14 protein-coding genes are annotated in these 19,014 nt (G+C 44.0%); 1 reads left to right on the top strand and 13 read right to left on the bottom strand.

The annotated features are described in order from the left end of the window. Positions 1–39: 39 nt before the first annotated feature. A complete protein-coding gene (locus U2P91_RS14515) occupies positions 40–1,377 on the bottom strand; it encodes a glucose-6-phosphate isomerase (protein ID WP_322519882.1) in 1,338 nt (445 codons plus the stop codon). A 198-nt stretch (positions 1,378–1,575) separates the two neighbouring features. Between U2P91_RS14515 and U2P91_RS14510 the strand changes: the two genes are divergently transcribed. Beyond that, positions 1,576–2,595 (top strand): aldo/keto reductase, encoded by a 1,020-nt coding sequence (locus U2P91_RS14510; RefSeq protein ID WP_322519881.1) that lies wholly within the window; start codon positions 1,576–1,578, stop codon positions 2,593–2,595. A gap of 206 nt (positions 2,596–2,801) precedes the next feature. Here the strand turns inward: U2P91_RS14510 and U2P91_RS14505 are convergent, their stop codons facing one another. The 12 genes from U2P91_RS14505 to trxB form a co-directional block, all read right to left on the bottom strand. Further along, a complete protein-coding gene (locus U2P91_RS14505; RefSeq protein WP_111887590.1) occupies positions 2,802–3,899 on the bottom strand; it encodes a glycerol dehydrogenase in 1,098 nt (365 codons plus the stop codon). 246 nt (positions 3,900–4,145) lie between these two features. Then, the gene (gene clpB / locus U2P91_RS14500) at positions 4,146–6,749 is read right to left on the bottom strand and encodes an ATP-dependent chaperone ClpB (RefSeq protein WP_111889699.1); all 2,604 of its coding nucleotides are present in this window, start codon (positions 6,747–6,749) and stop codon (positions 4,146–4,148) included. Positions 6,750–7,022: 273 nt separating this feature from the next. Beyond that, on the bottom strand, positions 7,023–7,676 hold the full coding sequence (locus tag U2P91_RS14495; RefSeq protein ID WP_111887591.1) for a hypothetical protein: 654 nt from the start codon (positions 7,674–7,676) through the stop codon (positions 7,023–7,025). Positions 7,677–7,975: 299 nt separating this feature from the next. Beyond that, a complete protein-coding gene (locus tag U2P91_RS14490; protein WP_322519880.1) occupies positions 7,976–9,946 on the bottom strand; it encodes a sodium-translocating pyrophosphatase in 1,971 nt (656 codons plus the stop codon). 49 nt (positions 9,947–9,995) lie between these two features. Then, positions 9,996–10,226 carry a preprotein translocase subunit SecG gene (gene secG, locus U2P91_RS14485; protein ID WP_111887593.1) on the bottom strand — a complete coding sequence of 77 codons (231 nt, stop codon included), beginning with the start codon at positions 10,224–10,226 and terminating at the stop codon, positions 9,996–9,998. A 125-nt stretch (positions 10,227–10,351) separates the two neighbouring features. Beyond that, positions 10,352–11,887, bottom strand: coding sequence for a 2,3-bisphosphoglycerate-independent phosphoglycerate mutase (gene gpmI, locus U2P91_RS14480; RefSeq protein ID WP_111887594.1), 1,536 nt, complete (start codon positions 11,885–11,887; stop codon positions 10,352–10,354). A 156-nt stretch (positions 11,888–12,043) separates the two neighbouring features. Further along, entirely contained in the window at positions 12,044–12,781 is a 738-nt protein-coding gene (tpiA, locus tag U2P91_RS14475) for a triose-phosphate isomerase (RefSeq protein ID WP_322519898.1), read from the bottom strand. 12 nt (positions 12,782–12,793) lie between these two features. Further along, on the bottom strand, positions 12,794–13,984 hold the full coding sequence (locus U2P91_RS14470; RefSeq protein WP_322519879.1) for a phosphoglycerate kinase: 1,191 nt from the start codon (positions 13,982–13,984) through the stop codon (positions 12,794–12,796). 307 nt (positions 13,985–14,291) lie between these two features. Further along, positions 14,292–15,296, bottom strand: coding sequence for a type I glyceraldehyde-3-phosphate dehydrogenase (gap, locus tag U2P91_RS14465; protein ID WP_322519878.1), 1,005 nt, complete (start codon positions 15,294–15,296; stop codon positions 14,292–14,294). A 55-nt stretch (positions 15,297–15,351) separates the two neighbouring features. Beyond that, on the bottom strand, positions 15,352–16,413 hold the full coding sequence (locus tag U2P91_RS14460) for a sugar-binding transcriptional regulator (protein WP_111887598.1): 1,062 nt from the start codon (positions 16,411–16,413) through the stop codon (positions 15,352–15,354). Positions 16,414–16,578: 165 nt separating this feature from the next. Further along, positions 16,579–18,015, bottom strand: coding sequence for an RNA polymerase factor sigma-54 (gene rpoN / locus U2P91_RS14455; RefSeq protein ID WP_111887599.1), 1,437 nt, complete (start codon positions 18,013–18,015; stop codon positions 16,579–16,581). A gap of 76 nt (positions 18,016–18,091) precedes the next feature. Then, entirely contained in the window at positions 18,092–19,009 is a 918-nt protein-coding gene (gene trxB, locus U2P91_RS14450) for a thioredoxin-disulfide reductase (protein ID WP_322519877.1), read from the bottom strand. Positions 19,010–19,014: the final 5 nt, after the last annotated feature.

Raw genomic sequence — 19,014 nt, 5'->3', positions numbered from 1 at the left:
TTTCACTCTGCCGCATTTAAACAAAATAACTTGACCTTCTTAAAAACGTTTTTCCAGTTCTTTTGTCAACTCTTCATATCCCGGTTTATGGAGTAGCGCAAACATATTTTTCTTATACGCTTCTACCCCTGGTTGATCAAAGGGATTTACCCCTAACAGATAGCCGTTTAAACCACAGGCCTTCTCGAAAAAGTAAATCAGCTTGCCAATGTGAAAAGCATCCAGTTTTTTTAGATGAATAACCCCATTCGGGACGCCGCCATCTACATGTGCCAATAATGTCCCCATAAAGGCTTTTTCATTCACCGCATCGATTTCCCAACCGGCCAGGTAATTGAGTCCTTCGAGGTTTTTTTCATCGTTAAAAACTTTGATATCCGATTGATCGTCGTCAATGACAATCACCGTCTCAAAATGATTCTTCGGGCCATCCTGGATCATTTGGCCCAGCGAGTGAAGGTCTGTGGAAAAATGAACCGAGGCCGGGAAGAGACCCTTGCCATCTTTTCCGTCACTTTCACCAAATAATTGTTTCCACCACTCAGACAGATACTCCAGTGAGGGATCGTAATCGACTAAAATTTCAATATTTTTACCCCGATTATAAAGAACATTCCGATACAGCGCATATTGAAAACAGGGGTTTTTTTCAAACTCTGGTTTATTATAATCCTCATAACCGGATCTTCCCCCCTCCATCAACGCATCAATATCAATTCCAGCCGCAGCGATGGGAAGCAAACCGACCGCGGTATAAACCGAGTAACGCCCGCCCACATCATCGGGAATTACAAAGGTCTCATAGCCTTCTTCGTCGGCCATAAACTTTAGTGCCCCTTTAGCCTGATCCGTTGTGACAAAAATGCGTTCCTTCGCTTCATCTTTGCCATATTTTTCTTCCAGAAATTTCTTAAAAAAGCGGAACGCCATCGCGGGTTCCGTGGTTGTACCGGATTTTGAAATCACATTGACACAGACTTCCTGATCCTTTAGTAACGCCAACAGATTTTCTAAATATTTTCCGCTGATATTCTGTCCGGCAAAATAAATTTTAGGTGCCTTTCGCATGCCTCGTGGTTCTTCATTATAAAAAGGACTGGTCAATGCCGATATCACTGCCTTGGAACCCAGGTAAGATCCCCCGATACCAATAACAACCAAGGCATCACAGCGCTCCTTAATTTTTTTTGCCGCCGCTTTGATGCGGGCAAATTCGTCATGATCATATTTTACCGGATAGTCAACCCAACCAAGGAATTCATTACCGACCCCGGTTTTATTCATTAATTGATCATTGACCGTCGTTAACTGGTCAAACCGACTTTCAAATTCACTGGCGTCTATATTTGCATAAGAGAAATCGAACTGAATACTCATTTCTTTACCTTCTTTCTAATACGATTGAGATGTATTTTCATTTTACTACATTACGGAATAGCGTGTCAAATGATGTCTCTCCGTCATTCTGAAAGAATGTTGAAATTTGGCGAATCTTCTGTCATCACCTTCATAAGAGGTGACTTTTTTTATTTGATATGTTAAAATAAGCAAAATCAAGAAAAGAAGAGGTGTAAAATGGAAACGCGACTATTGGGAAGAACCGGATTAGAAGTGTCCCTTATTGGGTTTGGTGGTATTCCAATTCAACGCTGTAACCAATGGGAAGTCGATGAGATCATTGAAAACCTGATTGAAGAAGGCGTCAATTTCATTGACACAGCCAGAGCTTACACAAATAGTGAAAAAATGATTGGGGAAGCCCTTAAACAATGGGGTCGGGAACATTTTTTTCTGGCCACCAAAACGCCGCAGCTTCGCTACGATGATGTCATCGCCGATGTAAAAGCCAGTCTTTGCGATCTCCAAACCGATTGCATCGATCTCTACCAGTTTCATAATGCCAAAACCATGGCCGCCTATGAAACCATCATGGGGCCGGGGGGCGGTTATGACGCATTGGCCGACTGTAAAAAACAGGGATTGATTAAACATATCGGGATCACCTCTCACAGTTATGAGGTGTTAGAACGGGCACTGGAAGACGATCGTTTTGAAACCATTCAGTTTCCCTATAATATCGTTGAAAACCGTGGCGCGCCTCTTTTTGAAAAAGCAAAGCTTAGCAATGTGGGGGTCATCATTATGAAACCGCTCGCTGGCGGCGCCTTTATGAATGCCGATTATGCCCTCCGATGGGTGGCTGAGAATCCTAATATTTCGGTTTTGATCCCCGGTATGGATTCGGTCAAACAGGTTTTGGACAACGCCAAAATTGGCAATGATTTTGTTCCTTTGTCTGAGACCGAACGTCAAACCCTTGAAGCCGACGCTAAAGCCCTGGGCAAAACCTTTTGCCGCCGCTGCGGTTATTGCGCCCCCTGTCCCCAAGGCATCGATATTCCGATGCAGTTTATTGTAGAGGGCTATTACCGCCGTTATGATCTGGAAGAATGGGCTCTCGACCGCTACCGCAGCTTTGCAGCTAATGCCTCGGATTGCGTTTCCTGCGGCGAATGCGAGCCCCGCTGTCCCTACAATCTCCCGATCCGGGAAATGCTGACAAAAACCAGAGAACTGTTTGACCCGCTGGTTTAGATGATGTTATCATTTGCCTTTTAAAAGATGTTCATCTATTATAATAAAACTTACTAAAATAACGCTTACTAAATGCAGGTCCGTCAACCTCTACAAAAAAAGAAGGCCAAAATCCCAAACAAAAATGGGGTTTTGGCCTTTAATCAGATCTTAATTTATTCTGTTTTTATTCCGTTTTTAATTTATTCTACTACTTAATCACATTCTTAATCGCACAAATACATACGCCCCAGTGCATCTGCTGCCATAATCGCTGCATAAACAGTGTCGGCATCGACATCAAAAGGCATATTATGAATGGTTTCGCCAGGGTCAGCCGCAGCCACAGCCACAGCCATAATTTTTTCCGGGGTTGGTTCGGTACAACCCAGTTCTCCTAATGTAATTGGCAAACCGACAGATAAGCAGAAATCAATAACTTCTTCAATATCTTCAAGCGATCTGTTTTCCATTACAAGCTGAACCAGGGTTCCAAAGGCTACTTTTTCCCCATGATACATGTGGTGACATTCAGAAAGGACCGTTAAACCGTTATGGACGGCATGGCAGGCCGCCAGACCACCACTTTCAAAACCAACACCACTGAGATAGGTATTCGCTTCAATAACATTTTCCACCGCCGGGGTACAGGTTGCGGCCTCTACGGCCAACTTAGCTTTTAAGCCATCTTCAATTAAAATATCATAACACAGTTCTGCCAGTGCTAAAGCCGATCGGGTTGGGTGAGCACCTGACATGGTGGTACCATTCGAATCTAATGTCGCCTTGGCTTCAAAATAAGTCGCCAATGCATCCCCCATTCCGGCAACAAAAAGTCGAGCCGGAGCAGCTTTAATGATATCGGTATCCATCACAACAATTTCAGGGTTTTTAGGAAGGACGAGATACTCATCAAAAACGCCTTCTTCGGTATAAAGAACGGATAAAGCCGAGCAAGGTGCATCGGTGGAAGCAATCGAAGGAGCAATAACAACGGGCAGTTTTTCGTAATGGGCCGTTGCTTTAGCCGTATCTAAGGTTTTCCCCCCACCGACACCAACAACCACATCACAGCCTTCTGCTTTTACGATTTTTTGTAGCCGGGCGATTTCGACCTTGGAGCATTCTCCGTTAAATTTTTCGGGTGTAAATTTAATTCCAGCAGCTTCAAAACTCGCTTTCAATTCCTCCGCTTTGGTTCGCATCATGGTTCCACTCATTAAGACAAGGGCTGATGTTCCAAATTTTCCCACATGTTCCGGCAATTTTCCAACTTCTCCGGCACCTTGAACATAACGGCTGGGAGACATAATAATCTTTTGCATTTTCTACCTCCGAAAATAGATTTATTTCGTTATTATTATATCAAATAATCGAAGCGATGAATTCGTTATCATCTAAAAAATACAGTCCAGCGCTGATACTATTCTCATGAATATTTTACTTTTTTTACAAGCCCTTAAATAAATCAGTAATTTTTTGTTTTGATCCATCACTTTTTTAAGCAGAATAACATCAAACCGGAAAAAGAGACCAAATTATCCTAAAAGGTAATTTGGTCTCTTTTAATCTTAAGCCATATAAAAATCCCCGTTGGGGTCCACATCAATAACGATAGCCTGTCCTTCGTGGACATTGCCCTTGATAATTTCTTTACCAACCATGGTTTCAATGTGTTTCTGTAAATAGCGTTTCAGTGGTCGGGCCCCGTAGGCCGGGTCAAAGCCCATTTCAATAACAGCATCGATGGCCTGCTGGGTCAGGGTGACAGTAATCTGACGTTCTTCCAGACGTTTTTGTAAATCTTTCAGGAGTAAGGTCACAATTTTGCCAATAGCTTCTTTGTTAAGCGGTTTATAAAGGACAATTTCATCAATCCGGTTTAAAAATTCCGGCCGGAAATAGTTCTTTAACAACTCCATCACCGCGGACTCGGTTTTTTCAGTGATTTCGCCAAAAGCATTGATCCCTTCAAGCAGATATTCTGAACCGATGTTGGAAGTCATGATGATAATGGTATTTTTAAAATCGACCGTTCGTCCCTGAGAGTCGGTAATCCGACCATCATCAAGAATTTGTAGCAAAATATTAAAAACATCCTTATGCGCTTTCTCAATTTCATCGAGTAAAATAACTGAATATGGTTTGCGTCTGACCGCTTCTGTCAATTGCCCACCCTCTTCATAACCGACATATCCCGGCGGTGCTCCGATTAACCGTGAGACTGAGAATTTTTCCATGTATTCACTCATATCAATGCGGATCATATTTTCTTCGGAGTCAAAGAGGGTCGCAGCCACGGCTTTAGCCAGTTCGGTTTTTCCCACCCCGGTGGGGCCTAAAAACAGAAAGCTACCAATCGGGCTGTTAGGATTTTTAATTCCGGCCCGGGATCGGATAATGGCGTCAACCACTTTTAGAATCGGTTCTTCCTGACCGATGACCCGTTGTTTCAGGGTGTCTTCCAGGGCCAGCAGTTTCTCGCGCTCGCCGGATACCAGCTTACTCAAAGGAATATTGGTCCAGTCGGAAATGATCTCGGCGATTTCTTCTTCGGTGACCTTTTCCCGTTTGAGACTGTCTTGCTCGTCTTTTTCATCCGCTTTGTGTTTAAGCGCTTCAATTTTTGCCGTTTTCTCCGGAATGAGTCCGTATTCCAATTCAGAAGCTTTGCGGTAATCCCCTTCCCGAATGGCTTTTTCCCGTTCGTAGGTAAGCTGGTTCAGTTCTTCCTGAAGGGATTTTAAGGTATCCGCTGACTGTTTTTCATTTTCCCATTGAATGCTCATGGTATTAAAACGCTCTTTGTATTCAACCAGTTCTTTTTGCAGCCGTTCCAGTCGTTCCTTACTAAGTTTGTCCTTTTCTTTTTTGAGCGCCACTTCTTCAATTTCAAGTTGCATCATTTTACGCCTGACCTCGTCCATTTCTTCGGGCATGGAATCCATTTCGGTGCGGATCTTGGCACAGGCTTCATCAATCAGATCAATGGCCTTATCGGGTAGAAACCGATCAGAAATATAACGGTTGGACAGGGTCGCGGCGGCCACCAGCGCGGTATCTAAAATCTGAACCCCGTGATAACGTTCATAGGTGTCTTTTAGGCCCCGCAGAATCGAAATGGTATCTTCCACCGTCGGTTCATCCACCAGAACCGGTTGGAAACGACGTTCCAAAGCCGGGTCTTTTTCAATGTACTGTCGATACTCGTCCAGAGTGGTGGCACCAATACAATGGAGCTCGCCGCGGGCCAGCATTGGTTTTAACATATTCCCGGCATCCATGGCCCCCTCAGTTTTACCGGCACCAACGATATTGTGGAGCTCGTCAATAAACAGGACGATTTCGCCGTTGCTGTCCACCACTTCTTTTAAAACAGCTTTGAGCCGTTCTTCAAACTCACCCCGATATTTGGCCCCAGCTACTAACGCGCCCAGATCCAATGCGATGATTCGTTTATCTTTAAGACCTTCTGGCACATCGCCGGCCACAATACGCATCGCCAAGCCTTCGACAATGGCAGTTTTACCAACCCCCGGTTCTCCAATAAGGACAGGATTGTTTTTGGTTTTTCGACTTAAGATCCGGATCGCATGGCGGATTTCGGAATCCCGACCAATCACCGGATCCAGTTTATTATCAATTGCATCCTGAACCAGATCATGACCGTATTGACTAAGAGCTTCATAGGTGACTTCGGGATGGTCATTGACTACCCGCTGTCCGCCGCGGACTTCCTTTAAGACATTTTCGACATCTTTCTTAGCAATGCCATGGCGTTCCAAAATCTCAACAGATTTGGATTTTTTACCCAGACCGTATAGCGCCAGTAAAATACATTCTACCGAAATATACTGGTCGTCCAGTTTTTTTGCTTCTTTATAGGATTCGTTTAAGACCTTATCGGTTTCTGTGCTGACATAAACCTTTCCCTGCTCCCGACCCGGCCCGGAAACGCTGGGCATCCGTCCGACTTCCCGGCGCAGTTCTTCGGCAATGGTGTGGGAGTTTTTACCCAGGCGGTCAAAGATTCGCCCCACCACACCATTTTCCTGAGTAATCAGGCCCATCAGCAGATGCTCCGGTTCAATTTCCATGTGGTTATACTCTCCGGCGATCAATTCCGCCGTTTTAATTGCTTCTAGTGATTTTTGGGTGAATAAATTCATATCCATCATTGTACCTCGTTTCTAAATAATTTTATTTAATATCAAAATAATCGATAACCTTAGTACCAACAATTATTACATCATGTTGTTTGCATCGGGCGAACACGGCGTACCCTGTCCGATCCTGCGCGAAGGCAACGAGCCAATCACAAGCTTGCTTGTAGTTGGCGACTGCCCGTGACCAACGCGAAAGGAGCAAAGCGGATTTCGCATGGCGCAGCAAACAATCGATTAATAATTAGTCGGTATGGTAGCGAAGTGCCAGCCTTAAGCTCGCAACTAATCGTGGTTGTTTTTTTTGTAATCCTCCCGGTAAATGGTTTCCAGGATGCTAAGTAGATCTTTTGCTTCAGCTTCATCGACTTTTGAGAAATAAACATTCATTGCCCGATCAATCATTTTTAAATAGCGCGTCAGATTATCGGTGACAGTCTCGATGTCCTGGGTCAACTCACCCTCATCTTCAAAGGCTCGAACAAATTTATGATTGGTCAAGTTTTCTGCTAAATCTCGATGATCAACTCGTTGTGCTTTTTCAATACCGGCAATCAGCTTGAAAAATTCATCAAAATGATCATTCAGATTTTCAGACCTGGTCCGGGAACTGATTTTTAATACCGCATATTTTCCCCGTTTGCTGCTGATAAATTCGTAACTGTACCGCACCTTGGGTCGATACTTATATTTCAGGCTTTTGCCGAATTGAATACTGGAATTTTTATTGATCTGACTCACTGACAGCGTGTCACTGAAATTTTCGTCCAGTTGTTCCAGAATTTTTTGTATTTTCTGCTCCGGCGTCACCAGCCCGATTTTTTCTGCTAAAATATCATTGATCAATTGGGAGCGGTTGGTATTGTTCTCATAGGCAATCTGGTCTATCTTCTCAACTATTTCATCAAATAGCATTAAACTGTATACGCTTTTTATCATATCATCACTCCTTTTATATAAATTATATTCCAAAAACATTATTTAGTCAATCGGTTTATATAATTTAAAGCGCATTTTTGCTTTCTTCAGATTTATTTAAGCTGGCGCGGGTCTTGAGAACAATTCTTTTGTGTCATTTTTGAAAAAATATTGTTGACGCAACAAAAACCGCCCCTGTACTTATGCTATACTGCATACCCAAATCCTTCTGACTTAACCTGTCCGTAACGACAAAAAAGACCTGAATGCAGGACTGCATTCAGATCTTTTATAAGTGAAATGAAGATGATAAAACTTTATTAGATTAAGAATAGTGGTGCAAATACCAATGATACAATGGTCATCAGTTTGATTAAGATATTAATTGAAGGGCCTGAGGTATCCTTAAATGGATCCCCAACGGTATCGCCAACAACAGCCGCTTTATGGGCATCACTGCCTTTTCCGCCGTGAGCGCCACCTTCGATAAATTTCTTGGCATTATCCCAGGCACCGCCGGCATTGGCCATAAAGATCGCCATTAATACCCCCGTAACCAGAGCCCCGGCTAAAAGTCCACCCAAAGCATCTGCCCCAAGAATCAGACCCATGGCGAGAGGAGCCACAACTGCCATTATACCTGGTACGATCATTTGTCGAAGTGCCGCAGCGGTTGAAATATCAACACATTTGGCATAATCCGGTTTTTCGGTACCCGCCATAATTCCTGGGAATTCACGGAATTGACGTCGTACTTCTTCAATCATTTCATTGGCTGCTGAACCAACCGCTTCCATGGTTAAGGCTGAGAACAAGAATGGCAACATTCCACCAATAAACAAACCAATGATAACATTTGGATTTAAAATATCAATACTGGCTAGTCCCACTGTTTGAGCATAAGAAGCAAACAGGGCTAACGCCGTTAAGGCTGCTGAACCAATGGCAAAACCTTTACCGATGGCTGCGGTGGTGTTCCCAACAGCATCCAGCTTGTCTGTGATTTCACGCACTTCTTTCGGCAGTTCTGCCATTTCGGCAATCCCGCCGGCATTATCGGCAATGGGGCCGTAAGCATCCACAGCAATGGTCATTCCACAGGTGGAGAGCATTCCAACGGCTGCTAAGGCAATACCAAAAAGTCCGAATGCTGTATAAGCAACAAAAATGGCTACTGCCATCGCTAAAATTGGGAACATGGTCGATTTCATCCCCACTGCCAAACCACTAATAATGGTGGTAGCGGCTCCGGTTTCTGATTGCTGAGCAATGTGTTGAACCGGTTTGTAATGTTCTGATGTATAATATTCCGTTAATTTACCAATAACAATACCAACTGCCAAACCGGCAACAATAGCAATAAATGCTGCATATCCGCCAGTAAAGTAGTTTGATAAGAAGTAAGAAGCAATAACGACTAAAATCCCACTGACATAGGTACCCATATCCAGAGCCCGTTGTGGATTTCCACCTTCTTTACCACGGACAAAGAACGATCCGATAATTGAAGCAAAAATACCAGTTGCTGCCAAAAGCATCGGGAATAAGATCCCATTGTAACCATCAAGGGCTAGTGCACCCAAGGTAATCGCAGAGATGATTGAACCAACATAAGACTCGAATAAATCCGAACCCATACCAGCAACGTCACCAACATTATCACCAACGTTATCAGCGATAACAGCGGGATTACGGGGATCATCTTCCGGAATACCGGCTTCAACCTTACCTACAAGGTCAGCACCAACATCGGCAGCTTTGGTGTAAATACCACCACCAACTCGGCCAAACAGTGCAATTGAAGATGCACCCAAACCAAACCCGGTTACAATTTTCACATCACCAAACAACAGATATAAGATACTGACGCCCAGTAAGCCCAGACCGACAACACACATACCCATTACGGCACCGCCGGAAAAAGCTACTGAAAGGGCTTTGTTCATCCCGCTGGTTTTGGCTGCATTAGCAGTTCTAACGTTAGCTTTGGTGGCAACCTGCATCCCAAAGAATCCCGCCAGAATAGAAAAAATAGCGCCGACCAGGAAACATATCGCGGTAGTTAACCCTAACCCCGGTGTAACGGTTAAAATAACAAATAAAACGGCCACAAAAATTGCGATCATTCGATACTCGCGTTTTAAGAATGCCATCGCACCCTCGTGGATATATCCCGCGATCTCTTTCATTCTGTCGGTACCGGCGTCAACTGCAGTTACGCGTTTTGCAAAAACAAGCGCAACAAGCAACGCCACGACTCCAATAGCTGGAGCCAGAAACAATAATTCCATTTTCAATTTCCCCCTGTAAGTTTTTGCACCTCTCTAATTCAGATGCCTGTTATGATACGATTGAATAAACGAATGCCGACAACATGAATAACACCCCTGAGATTTTGGTTGCTCTTTCGAGTACGCCTTCAAATCCCTTGGCTTTTTTCTTTCCAAATAAGGTCTCAGCACCACCTGCGATGGCTCCTGACATTCCTGCTGTTTTTCCCGGCGATAGAAGTATCGCGGCAATCAAAACCAGGCTGGAAATCAGTAATACGACCAGTAAAGCTTCTTTCATAAGTATCACCTCCGTAAATAATCGTGCACGTTATAATATCATACCCAAAAAACATTTTCAATCATAAAAAAAGTCTCAGTCGAGACTTTTCCTATGTAAACGCTCACAGCTTTGCTATTTTTACTTTATTCTGCCTTAATCAGTGTTTTTCCAGTCATTTCTACTGGTACCGGCAGTCCCATCAAATCGAGTAGGGTCGGCGCAACATCAGCTAGCCGTCCATCATCTCGCAGGGTCACATTGCCATCACCAAGAAGAATACACTTAACCTGGTTTGATGTGTGAGCAGTAAAAGGCATGTGTGTTTCGTAATCAATCATCTTTTCAGCATTACCATGATCAGCGGTGACAATCACCTTGCCGCCTTTTGCCAGAATGGTCGCAATGACTTTTTGGGCACAGGCGTCGACCACTTCGACCGCTTTTTCGGCGGCTTCTAAAATACCGGTATGCCCAACCATATCGGCATTGGCAAAATTGAGGATCATCAACTGATACTTATCGCTTTCTATCGCTTCAACAGCTTTATTGGCTACCTCGTAAGCACTCATCTCCGGTTGCATATCATAGGTTGCCACAAGTGGTGAAGGGATCAGAATCCGATCTTCCAGGGGATACTGTTTTTCCAGTCCACCATTAAAGAAATAAGTTACATGAGCATACTTTTCTGTTTCCGCAATGCGCAGCTGGGGAATCCCCAGATTACTAAGATATTCACCGAGGGTATTCCTAATGGTTACTGGCTTATAAGCAACGGATACCGTTTCAAACGATTTATCATACTGAGTCATCGTGACAAAATTCAAATCCAGAAAATCCGTTTTGCGAATAAACAAATTGAAATCCGGATCGATAAATGCTCGCGTTAATTCCCGGGCCCGATCGGGTCTGAAATTAAAGAAAATGATGGTATCCTGGGATTTAATGGTGCTGTCATCAACCGTGTCGATGATGGTTGGCAGCACGAATTCATCGGTAATTCTATTTGCATAGGTTTCGACCATGACATCCCTTGCCGATGCGGCATGATTGCCGGCTCCAGCGGTCATCGCATCATAGGCTCTTTCGACCCGATCCCAGCGGTTATCGCGATCCATTGCGTAGTAACGACCCATGATGGTGGCGATTTCGCCCACCCCTAATTGAGCCATTTTAGCTTCCAGTGCTTTGATATGGTCGATGCCGCTGTTTGGGGCCGTATCCCGACCATCCATCAGGCAGTGAACGTAGACCCGTTTTAAGCCTTGTTTTTTAGCCAGGTTCAGTAATGCGTAAAGATGGCATTCATGACTGTGAACCCCACCATCGGACAATAAGCCTATCAGGTGCAAGGCTCCGCCTTTTTGTTTGGCGGCATTGATGCCGGCAAGAAAGGCTTCGTTGGTAAAAAAGTCGCCATCTTCGATGGATTTGGTAATTCGGGTCAGTTCCTGATAGACGACGCGACCGGCCCCCAGGTTTAAATGGCCAACCTCAGAATTACCCATCTGACCTTCTGGCAGACCAACGCCAAGGCCACTGGCGGTAATAAGGGTATGAGGCGCGTCCTGGGAGATGGCATCAAGAAACGGTGTTTGGGCCTGTAGAACGGCATTACCCTCAGTACATCTGGTAAAGCCGTAGCCATCCAGAATAATCAGGGCAGTTAAATTTTTATTCATTTGATCACACCTTTCAGTCCAAATATTTTAGGTTGTCGTGAGTACCGTACCGACCAATTGTTAATCTGTTGTTCGCTCCGATGCAGACAACATGATATAACAATTGTCGGTACTCACTATATCTTTTTTCGCTTTACTTTTGAAATGAGAATTGAATTAGAACTTCACAATCTCCGAGAACGTTGGTTTCAGAGCTGCACCGCCGACCAGGGCGCCGTCGATGTTGTCCATGGCCATCAGATCTTTGATATTTTCCGGGTTGACTGAACCGCCGTATTGAATCCGGACTTTTTGGGCCGCATCTTCGCCGAACATTTTAGCGATCGTTTGACGAACCCAGCCGCAGGCTTCGTTAGCTTCTTCTTTGCTGGCTGTTTTACCGGTGCCGATGGCCCAGATCGGTTCATAGGCAACAACGACCTTGGTAATATCACCAATGCCCTTTAATCCCGCTTCCATCTGCGCAACAACCTTGGCTTCAGCTTTTCCGCTTTCCCGTTCTTCCAGGGTTTCACCGCAGCAGACAATCGGGGTAATTCCCAGTGCCAAAGCTTTGATGGCTTTTTTGTTGACGACTTCGTCGGTTTCATTAAAGTATTCCCGTCTTTCCGAGTGACCAATCAGAACATAATTTACACCGATAGCTTGTAGCATTTCCCCGGATATCTCGCCGGTAAAAGCACCGTTTTTTTCAAAGTGCATATTCTGAGCCCCGATGCCAACGTTCGAATCTTTGGCCATTTCCACGGCTTTTTGCAGACCCAAATAGGTAGGACAAAAAACCACTTCGGCTTCTGCCCCAGCTACCAATGGCAACAGCGTATTCATCAGTTTTTCTGTCTCAAAAATATCATTATTCATTTTCCAGTTTCCCGCAATAATTGGTTTTCGCATCATCTTCTCCTTCTATTTATCCTGTAAGATTTCAATACCTGGCAGTTTTTTTCCTTCCAGGAATTCCAGTGAAGCGCCACCACCGGTGGAAATGTGGCTCATCCCTGCTTCATAGCCAAGAATTTTAACCGCTGCGGCCGAGTCTCCACCACCAATAATGGTAATGGCTTTTGACTCTGACATCGCTTTAGCGACCGCTTCTGTTCCTTTGGCAAAGGCTGGCATTTCAAATACGCCCATGGGGCCATTCCAGATCACTGTTTTAGCTTCCAGAATTGCTTTTGAAAAAGTTGCTGCCGAAACGGGTCCAATATCGAGTCCCAATGAATCTGCCGGGATCGCATTAATATCGACCACCTCAAAAGAGGCATCGGCGGCAAAAGTTTTTGCAGCAACTACATCCACTGGTAATAAAAGGTTAACCCCTTTGGCCTTCGCTTTGGCTACTAGTTCCTTGGCCAGCTCCATTTTATCTTCTTCCAATAGTGATTTTCCAATTTCATACCCTTGAGCTTTCAGGAAGGTAAAGGCCATTCCACCGCCAATGATTAAGGTATCCACCTTTTCTAACAGGTTGTTAATCACACCAATCTTATCCGAAACCTTTGATCCACCCAAGATTGCCACAAAGGGACGTTCTGGTTTTTCCAGGGCTTTTCCCATAAAATCCAGTTCTTTTTGAATCAGAAAGCCTGATACGCCGGGTAAGAATTCGGCAACGCCAACGGTTGAAGCATGAGCACGGTGAGCCGTTCCAAAGGCATCATTGACAAAAACATCGCCTAACTGTGCCAGTTCTTTTGAAAATCCCTGGTCATTTTTTTCTTCTTCTCCGCGGAACCGGGTATTTTGAAGCAAGAGTACCTCACCTGGTTTAAGACCGGCCGCTGCCGCAACGGTTAGTGATCCGGTCACGGCCCCATCATCATTAAAAATCACTTCTTTTTTAAGTAATTCAGACAGTTTCCTGGCAACGGGTTCCAGTGAATATTTTGGGTTTGGCTGATTTTTAGGCCGGCCCATATGGGACATTAAAATCAGTGATCCCCCCTGCTCTAAAATATAATTAATTGTGGGTAATGCGGCGGTTATCCTTGTTTCATCGGTAATGACGCCGTTTTCATCTAAGGGCACATTAAAATCGGCCCGCATTAAAACTTTTTTTCCTTTTAAATCAAGATCAGATACTGTTTTTTTACTCATATTTTTATCCTCTCGGTTTATAATTTTCGCATTTCCATAAGATTTCGGTATATTATCGTACCGACAATTGTTACATCATGTTGTATGCATCAGAGCGGACACGGCGATAGCCTGTCCGAGTCTGCAGCATACAACAGATTAACAATTGGTCGGTACTACTTCATCTTTTACCTAATCAGCTTCGCTTGAATATTTACTTTATAAACAATTTCAGAAGCAGTTGCAAGGGTTTTGCAAAAGCTTCTGAAAAGTTTTTTGATTTGTATTATTTAAATTTAATGAGCTACTTTAATCGTGCTTAGGTCGATTAAAATTTAGTGGCAACAAACTCAGCTAAACGAACCAGTTGAGCCGTGTAAGACATTTCGTTATCGTACCAGGCAATGACTTTTACCTGTTGTTTTCCGCCTTCAACATTCATCACTCGGGTTAAGGTTGCATCAAACAATGATCCGAAGGACATGCCGATGATGTCGGTAGAAACAATTTGTTCTTCGTTGTAACCCAGTGATTCGTTGGCAGCTGCTTTAAGTGCGGCATTAATTTCATCGGCGGTAACGTCTTTTTCCAACACACAGGTTAAATCAACAAGTGAGCCTGTAATAACTGGTACCCGAAGCGCAAATCCGTCCAGTTTGCCGTTAAGAGCTGGTAGCACCTTGCCGACTGCGGCAGCAGCACCAGTGGAAGTGGGAACAATGTTTGCAGCAGCAGTACGACCGCGTCGTAGATCTTTATGAGGTGCATCCAGAGTTGCCTGGTCATTGGTGTAAGCATGAACTGTAGTCATTAAACCGCTGACTAAACCAAAGCTGTCGTTAAGTACTTTAGCCACTGGCGCTAAACAGTTTGTCGTGCAGGAAGCGCCACTGATGACCGTTTCAGTGCCATCTAAGATATTTTCGTTGACATTAAACACGATCGTTTTAACATCACCTTTGGCGGGCGCTGAGACAATAACTTTTTTTGCACCGGCTTTGATGTGTTTACCAGCACCGTCTTTATCGGTAAAGAAACCGGTACATTCGATGACAACATCCACTCCAACACTTCCCCAAGGTAAGTTTTCAGGGTCTCTTTCAGAGTAAATTTTGATTGCTTTTCCGTCAACCACGATGCCATCATCTTTAACTTCAATGCTATCTTGCTTAAATTTACCCTGGGCACTATCATATTTTAACAGGTACGCTAAGGTTTTTGCGTCGGTTAAATCATTGATAGCGACAACGTCAAATGCTTTGTTATCTGCCATTAATCTGAATGCTAAACGACCAATTCTTCCAAAACCATTAATTGCTACTTTTACAGACATATTATCTGCCTCCTTAAAATAATGTTTACTCAATTTATACTCAGTCAGATGCGATTCATTTTGCTTCTGACATGGTTTGCAATTTTTTCAAAATCTCTCTGGCGGCACTTTCATCGGTGATCAGCACAATATTTTCACGAATTCGACTAACTGCAATAATCGATTCAGCCTTCGTAACCCCACCGGCTACCGCAATGACATGCGGTATTTTTTTAAAATTGTCGATACCAATGCCAATAGTGGAAGATGGCGAAATGACCTGACCGTTTATGTCAAAGTAGTGACCAAAAGCTTCTGCCACAGCTCCCCGTTCCAGTATTTTGCGTTTTTCGGCCGTTGCCAGATTACGCCAGTCGGCCAATACATCGGCTCGTCCCAATCCAAAAATGAAAATATCGATGTTGTCCATTTTATTGAATACCCTTTTTATCTCCGGATAATCTTTTAATGCTTCTAATAATCGTTGATCGATATTATCCGGCAGGTGGAGAAGCTCATAGTTTGAATGCAGTTTTAGTCCCATTTCGGCCACCACGTTATTTGCCTGGGTGGAATGGCTTTTGCCGATCCCGCCGCGGGCCGGAATGACATAAACATCGGGATAAAAAGCTTCTCGCATTTCATCGGCTACGGCTGCAGTACAGCTCCCGCCAGTTAATGCCAGGGTATCCTTATATTTCATTACCGACAACACATATTTTGCGCCGGAGCGTCCCATAAATCGCAGTACTTCATAGTTCATATCCATATCGCCGGGGCAAATGATCACCCGTTTGAGATGGAGCCGATCCATCAGTTCTTTCTCCAGTTGTTCCAGCCCGTTATAGGTGTAGAGCAAGCTTTTTAACTGAATCAGCGCTGCTGTTCCGGCATCGGTGATAACAACCCCCTGGCGTTCCACCGAAACCAGCTTTTGAGCCTGAAAAAAATCGATTTCATTACGAACCTGACGTTCACTCATATCCAGAACAAATGCAAGATTTCTCCGTCCGATAGGCTGCTCACTGCTGATGGTTGACAAAATATTGTAACGCATTTCAATGAGACGATTCACTTCCGGTGCGACAAGCTGTTGAAGTTCAATGACTTCCTTACTGATTTTTAATTGATTTGACACAGAATCACCCTTCTTTCGGATACATGCTCGCTTTTGTCCCGCTGGGACAAATTCATTATACCCCATTTTAAATTTAAAAACAAGTTAAAAAAGACCAAAATCTAAAAGAAAATCCTCGTCCTATTTTCAGGATGTGCCGGTATTTGGTGAAGATTTGTAGATGGTCTACCGATATTCTTTTCGCTTTGACGAAGGCTTTATCATAAGCGCTTCCCGATATTTGGCAACGGTTCGCCTGGCCACATCCAAATTTTTCTGTTGTAATAATTCTGAAATTTTTTGATCACTGAGCGGTTTTTTCTTATCTTCCTTTTCAATCAATTCCGAAATGAGCCGTTTAATGGCATCCGAAGAGCGATCTTCTTCACCCTGAGAATATCCTCGTTTAAAGAAAAACTTCAGTGCAAAGGTGCCCTTGGGGGTTTGAATATATTTTCCCCGGATCGCCCGACTGACCGTGGACTCGTGAACATCAATCATCTCAGCGATTGTTTTAAGCGTTAAAGGCCGCAGATCACCAACACCCTCAAAAAAGAAACTCGACTGGGACAGGGCGACAGCGTTAATAACCTTTTTAACGGTATCGCGTCGCTGCTCAATGCTGCGAATCAGAAATGCTGCACTATCAAGCTTTTTTTCCAGATACAGCTTGGTTTCATCGTTTTTGTCTGGCGTCTTTAGCAACCCTTTATAATAATTATTGATGCGCAGCCGGGGGGCCGACACATCATTAACTTTCACCACCAGCTCACCATTTACAATTTCAATACTCCCATCCGGGATCACGTAGGAAACCCGTTCCGAACTGGAAAACTCCCGACCGGGTTTGGGCTCGAGTGATTTTAACACCTCTTTAAAGTCATAAACGTCTTCAATTGCTAAGCCCGTTTCCTGGGTGATCCGCTTAAATTGATTATTGGCTAAATCCATCAAATGGTTTCTAACAATGTCCAGATACACTTCATCATCGTCATATCCCATTTGGCGCAGTTGAATCAGCAGACATTCTTCAATCGTGCGACATCCCACCCCACACGGATCAAAGCCCTGGATGATGCCAATCATTTTCTTAATGCTCACTTCCTGAGCTTCTAAAACACTGGTGATATAGTCCATATCAATGATGAGATAACCGTTATCATCAATACAGTCAATCAAGTATTCGCCAATGCGTTTTTCCTGTTCACTAAGACTTTTCTTTAGCATCTTAAATTGAAAATGAAGATACTCATTTAAGGTTTTTTCCTGGGATGTGAATTTTTCAAAACCATACTCATCATCGGGCACGGTGCTTAATTGCGTCTGGCCCCGATAGTCCGCGTTTTCCATGCTATGGAAATACTCCTCCCATTGAATCTCTTCTTTCGGCGGTTTTTCCTGAACGACTTCACCCTTTAGCGGTCCCCCATCCTCATTAACGGGCACCACTTCTTTAATGGACACCTCATTAAATTCCAGTACCGGGTTTTCCATGATTTCAGTTTCGATTAAGCCCTTTAGTTCCATGGCTGTCAGCTGAAGAATTTCAATGGATTGACGCATCTCCTGGGTCATAACGAGTTTTTGAGTTTGGGTTATATTTAAATCAAATTTGATATTCATTTTTCACCTGACTGTTTTTATAAATTATTTTAATCAAAAAAAGACTAACTTTCGTTAGTCCTAATCATATCACAGTCTACTTAGGTTCTTCAATGTATTTGATCACATTTACTGCCGCAATAGCGCCATCAGCCGTAGCCGTGACCACCTGGCGCAGCGATTTACGCCTGACATCCCCGGCTGCAAAAATCCCTGGGATGTTGGTGCGCATTTCATCATCCGTAATCAGATAGTCTCTGGCATCGCGTTCCAACAAGCCGACAAATGCCTCTGAATTTGGTTTTTGACCTGCAAATACAAAAACGCCGTCAAGTGAAACGTCAGTCAATTCATCGGTTTTTACATTCTTAACAACAATGCCTTCAACTTGACCATTCCCTTTTATTTCCTCCACCACTGAATCGAGCAGCAATGAAATTTTTTCATTTTCACGAATGCGCTGCTGGAGAATTTTGGCTCCCCGGAGTTCATCGCGCCGATGGATAATGATAATTTCTGCAGCAAATTTCGTTAAGTACAAGGCTTCTTCCAAAGCCGTATCGCCGCCACCAATCACCGCCACCTTTAAGCCTTTAAAAAAATTAGCATCACAGGTAGCACAATAGGAAACGCCCATCCCCCGTAATTCCCGTTCACCTTTGCAACCGATTGGCTTGGGTTCTGCCCCGGTAGCCATGATAATGGTCTGGGTCTCGATACTGCCAGAATCGGTTTCAACGATAAAACCGGCTTCTGTTTGATGCGATCTTAAGTAAGTCTTAGTAGCAAATTCAACCCCAAATTCCTCACATTGCTGACGCATCCGCTCAGTAAGACCTGGGCCCGTGCTGTCTGGTGGTGAACCGGGATAATTTTCAATCTCCCAACTGGTCGCAATCTGTCCACCAATGCCGGCTTTTTCCATAATCAGCACCTTTAGCGTTCCCCGAGCTGCATATATTCCAGCGGCTAAACCAGCTGGACCAGCCCCCACGATAATCGTATCATATCTCATCTTTG

The sequence above is a fragment of the Acetobacterium sp. K1/6 genome (assembly GCF_034438075.1).
In the GTDB taxonomy this organism is placed as follows: domain Bacteria; phylum Bacillota; class Clostridia; order Eubacteriales; family Eubacteriaceae; genus Acetobacterium; species Acetobacterium carbinolicum.
Note: the sequence above shows the minus strand (reverse complement) of the source record. Positions and strands in the feature narration are given on the sequence as shown.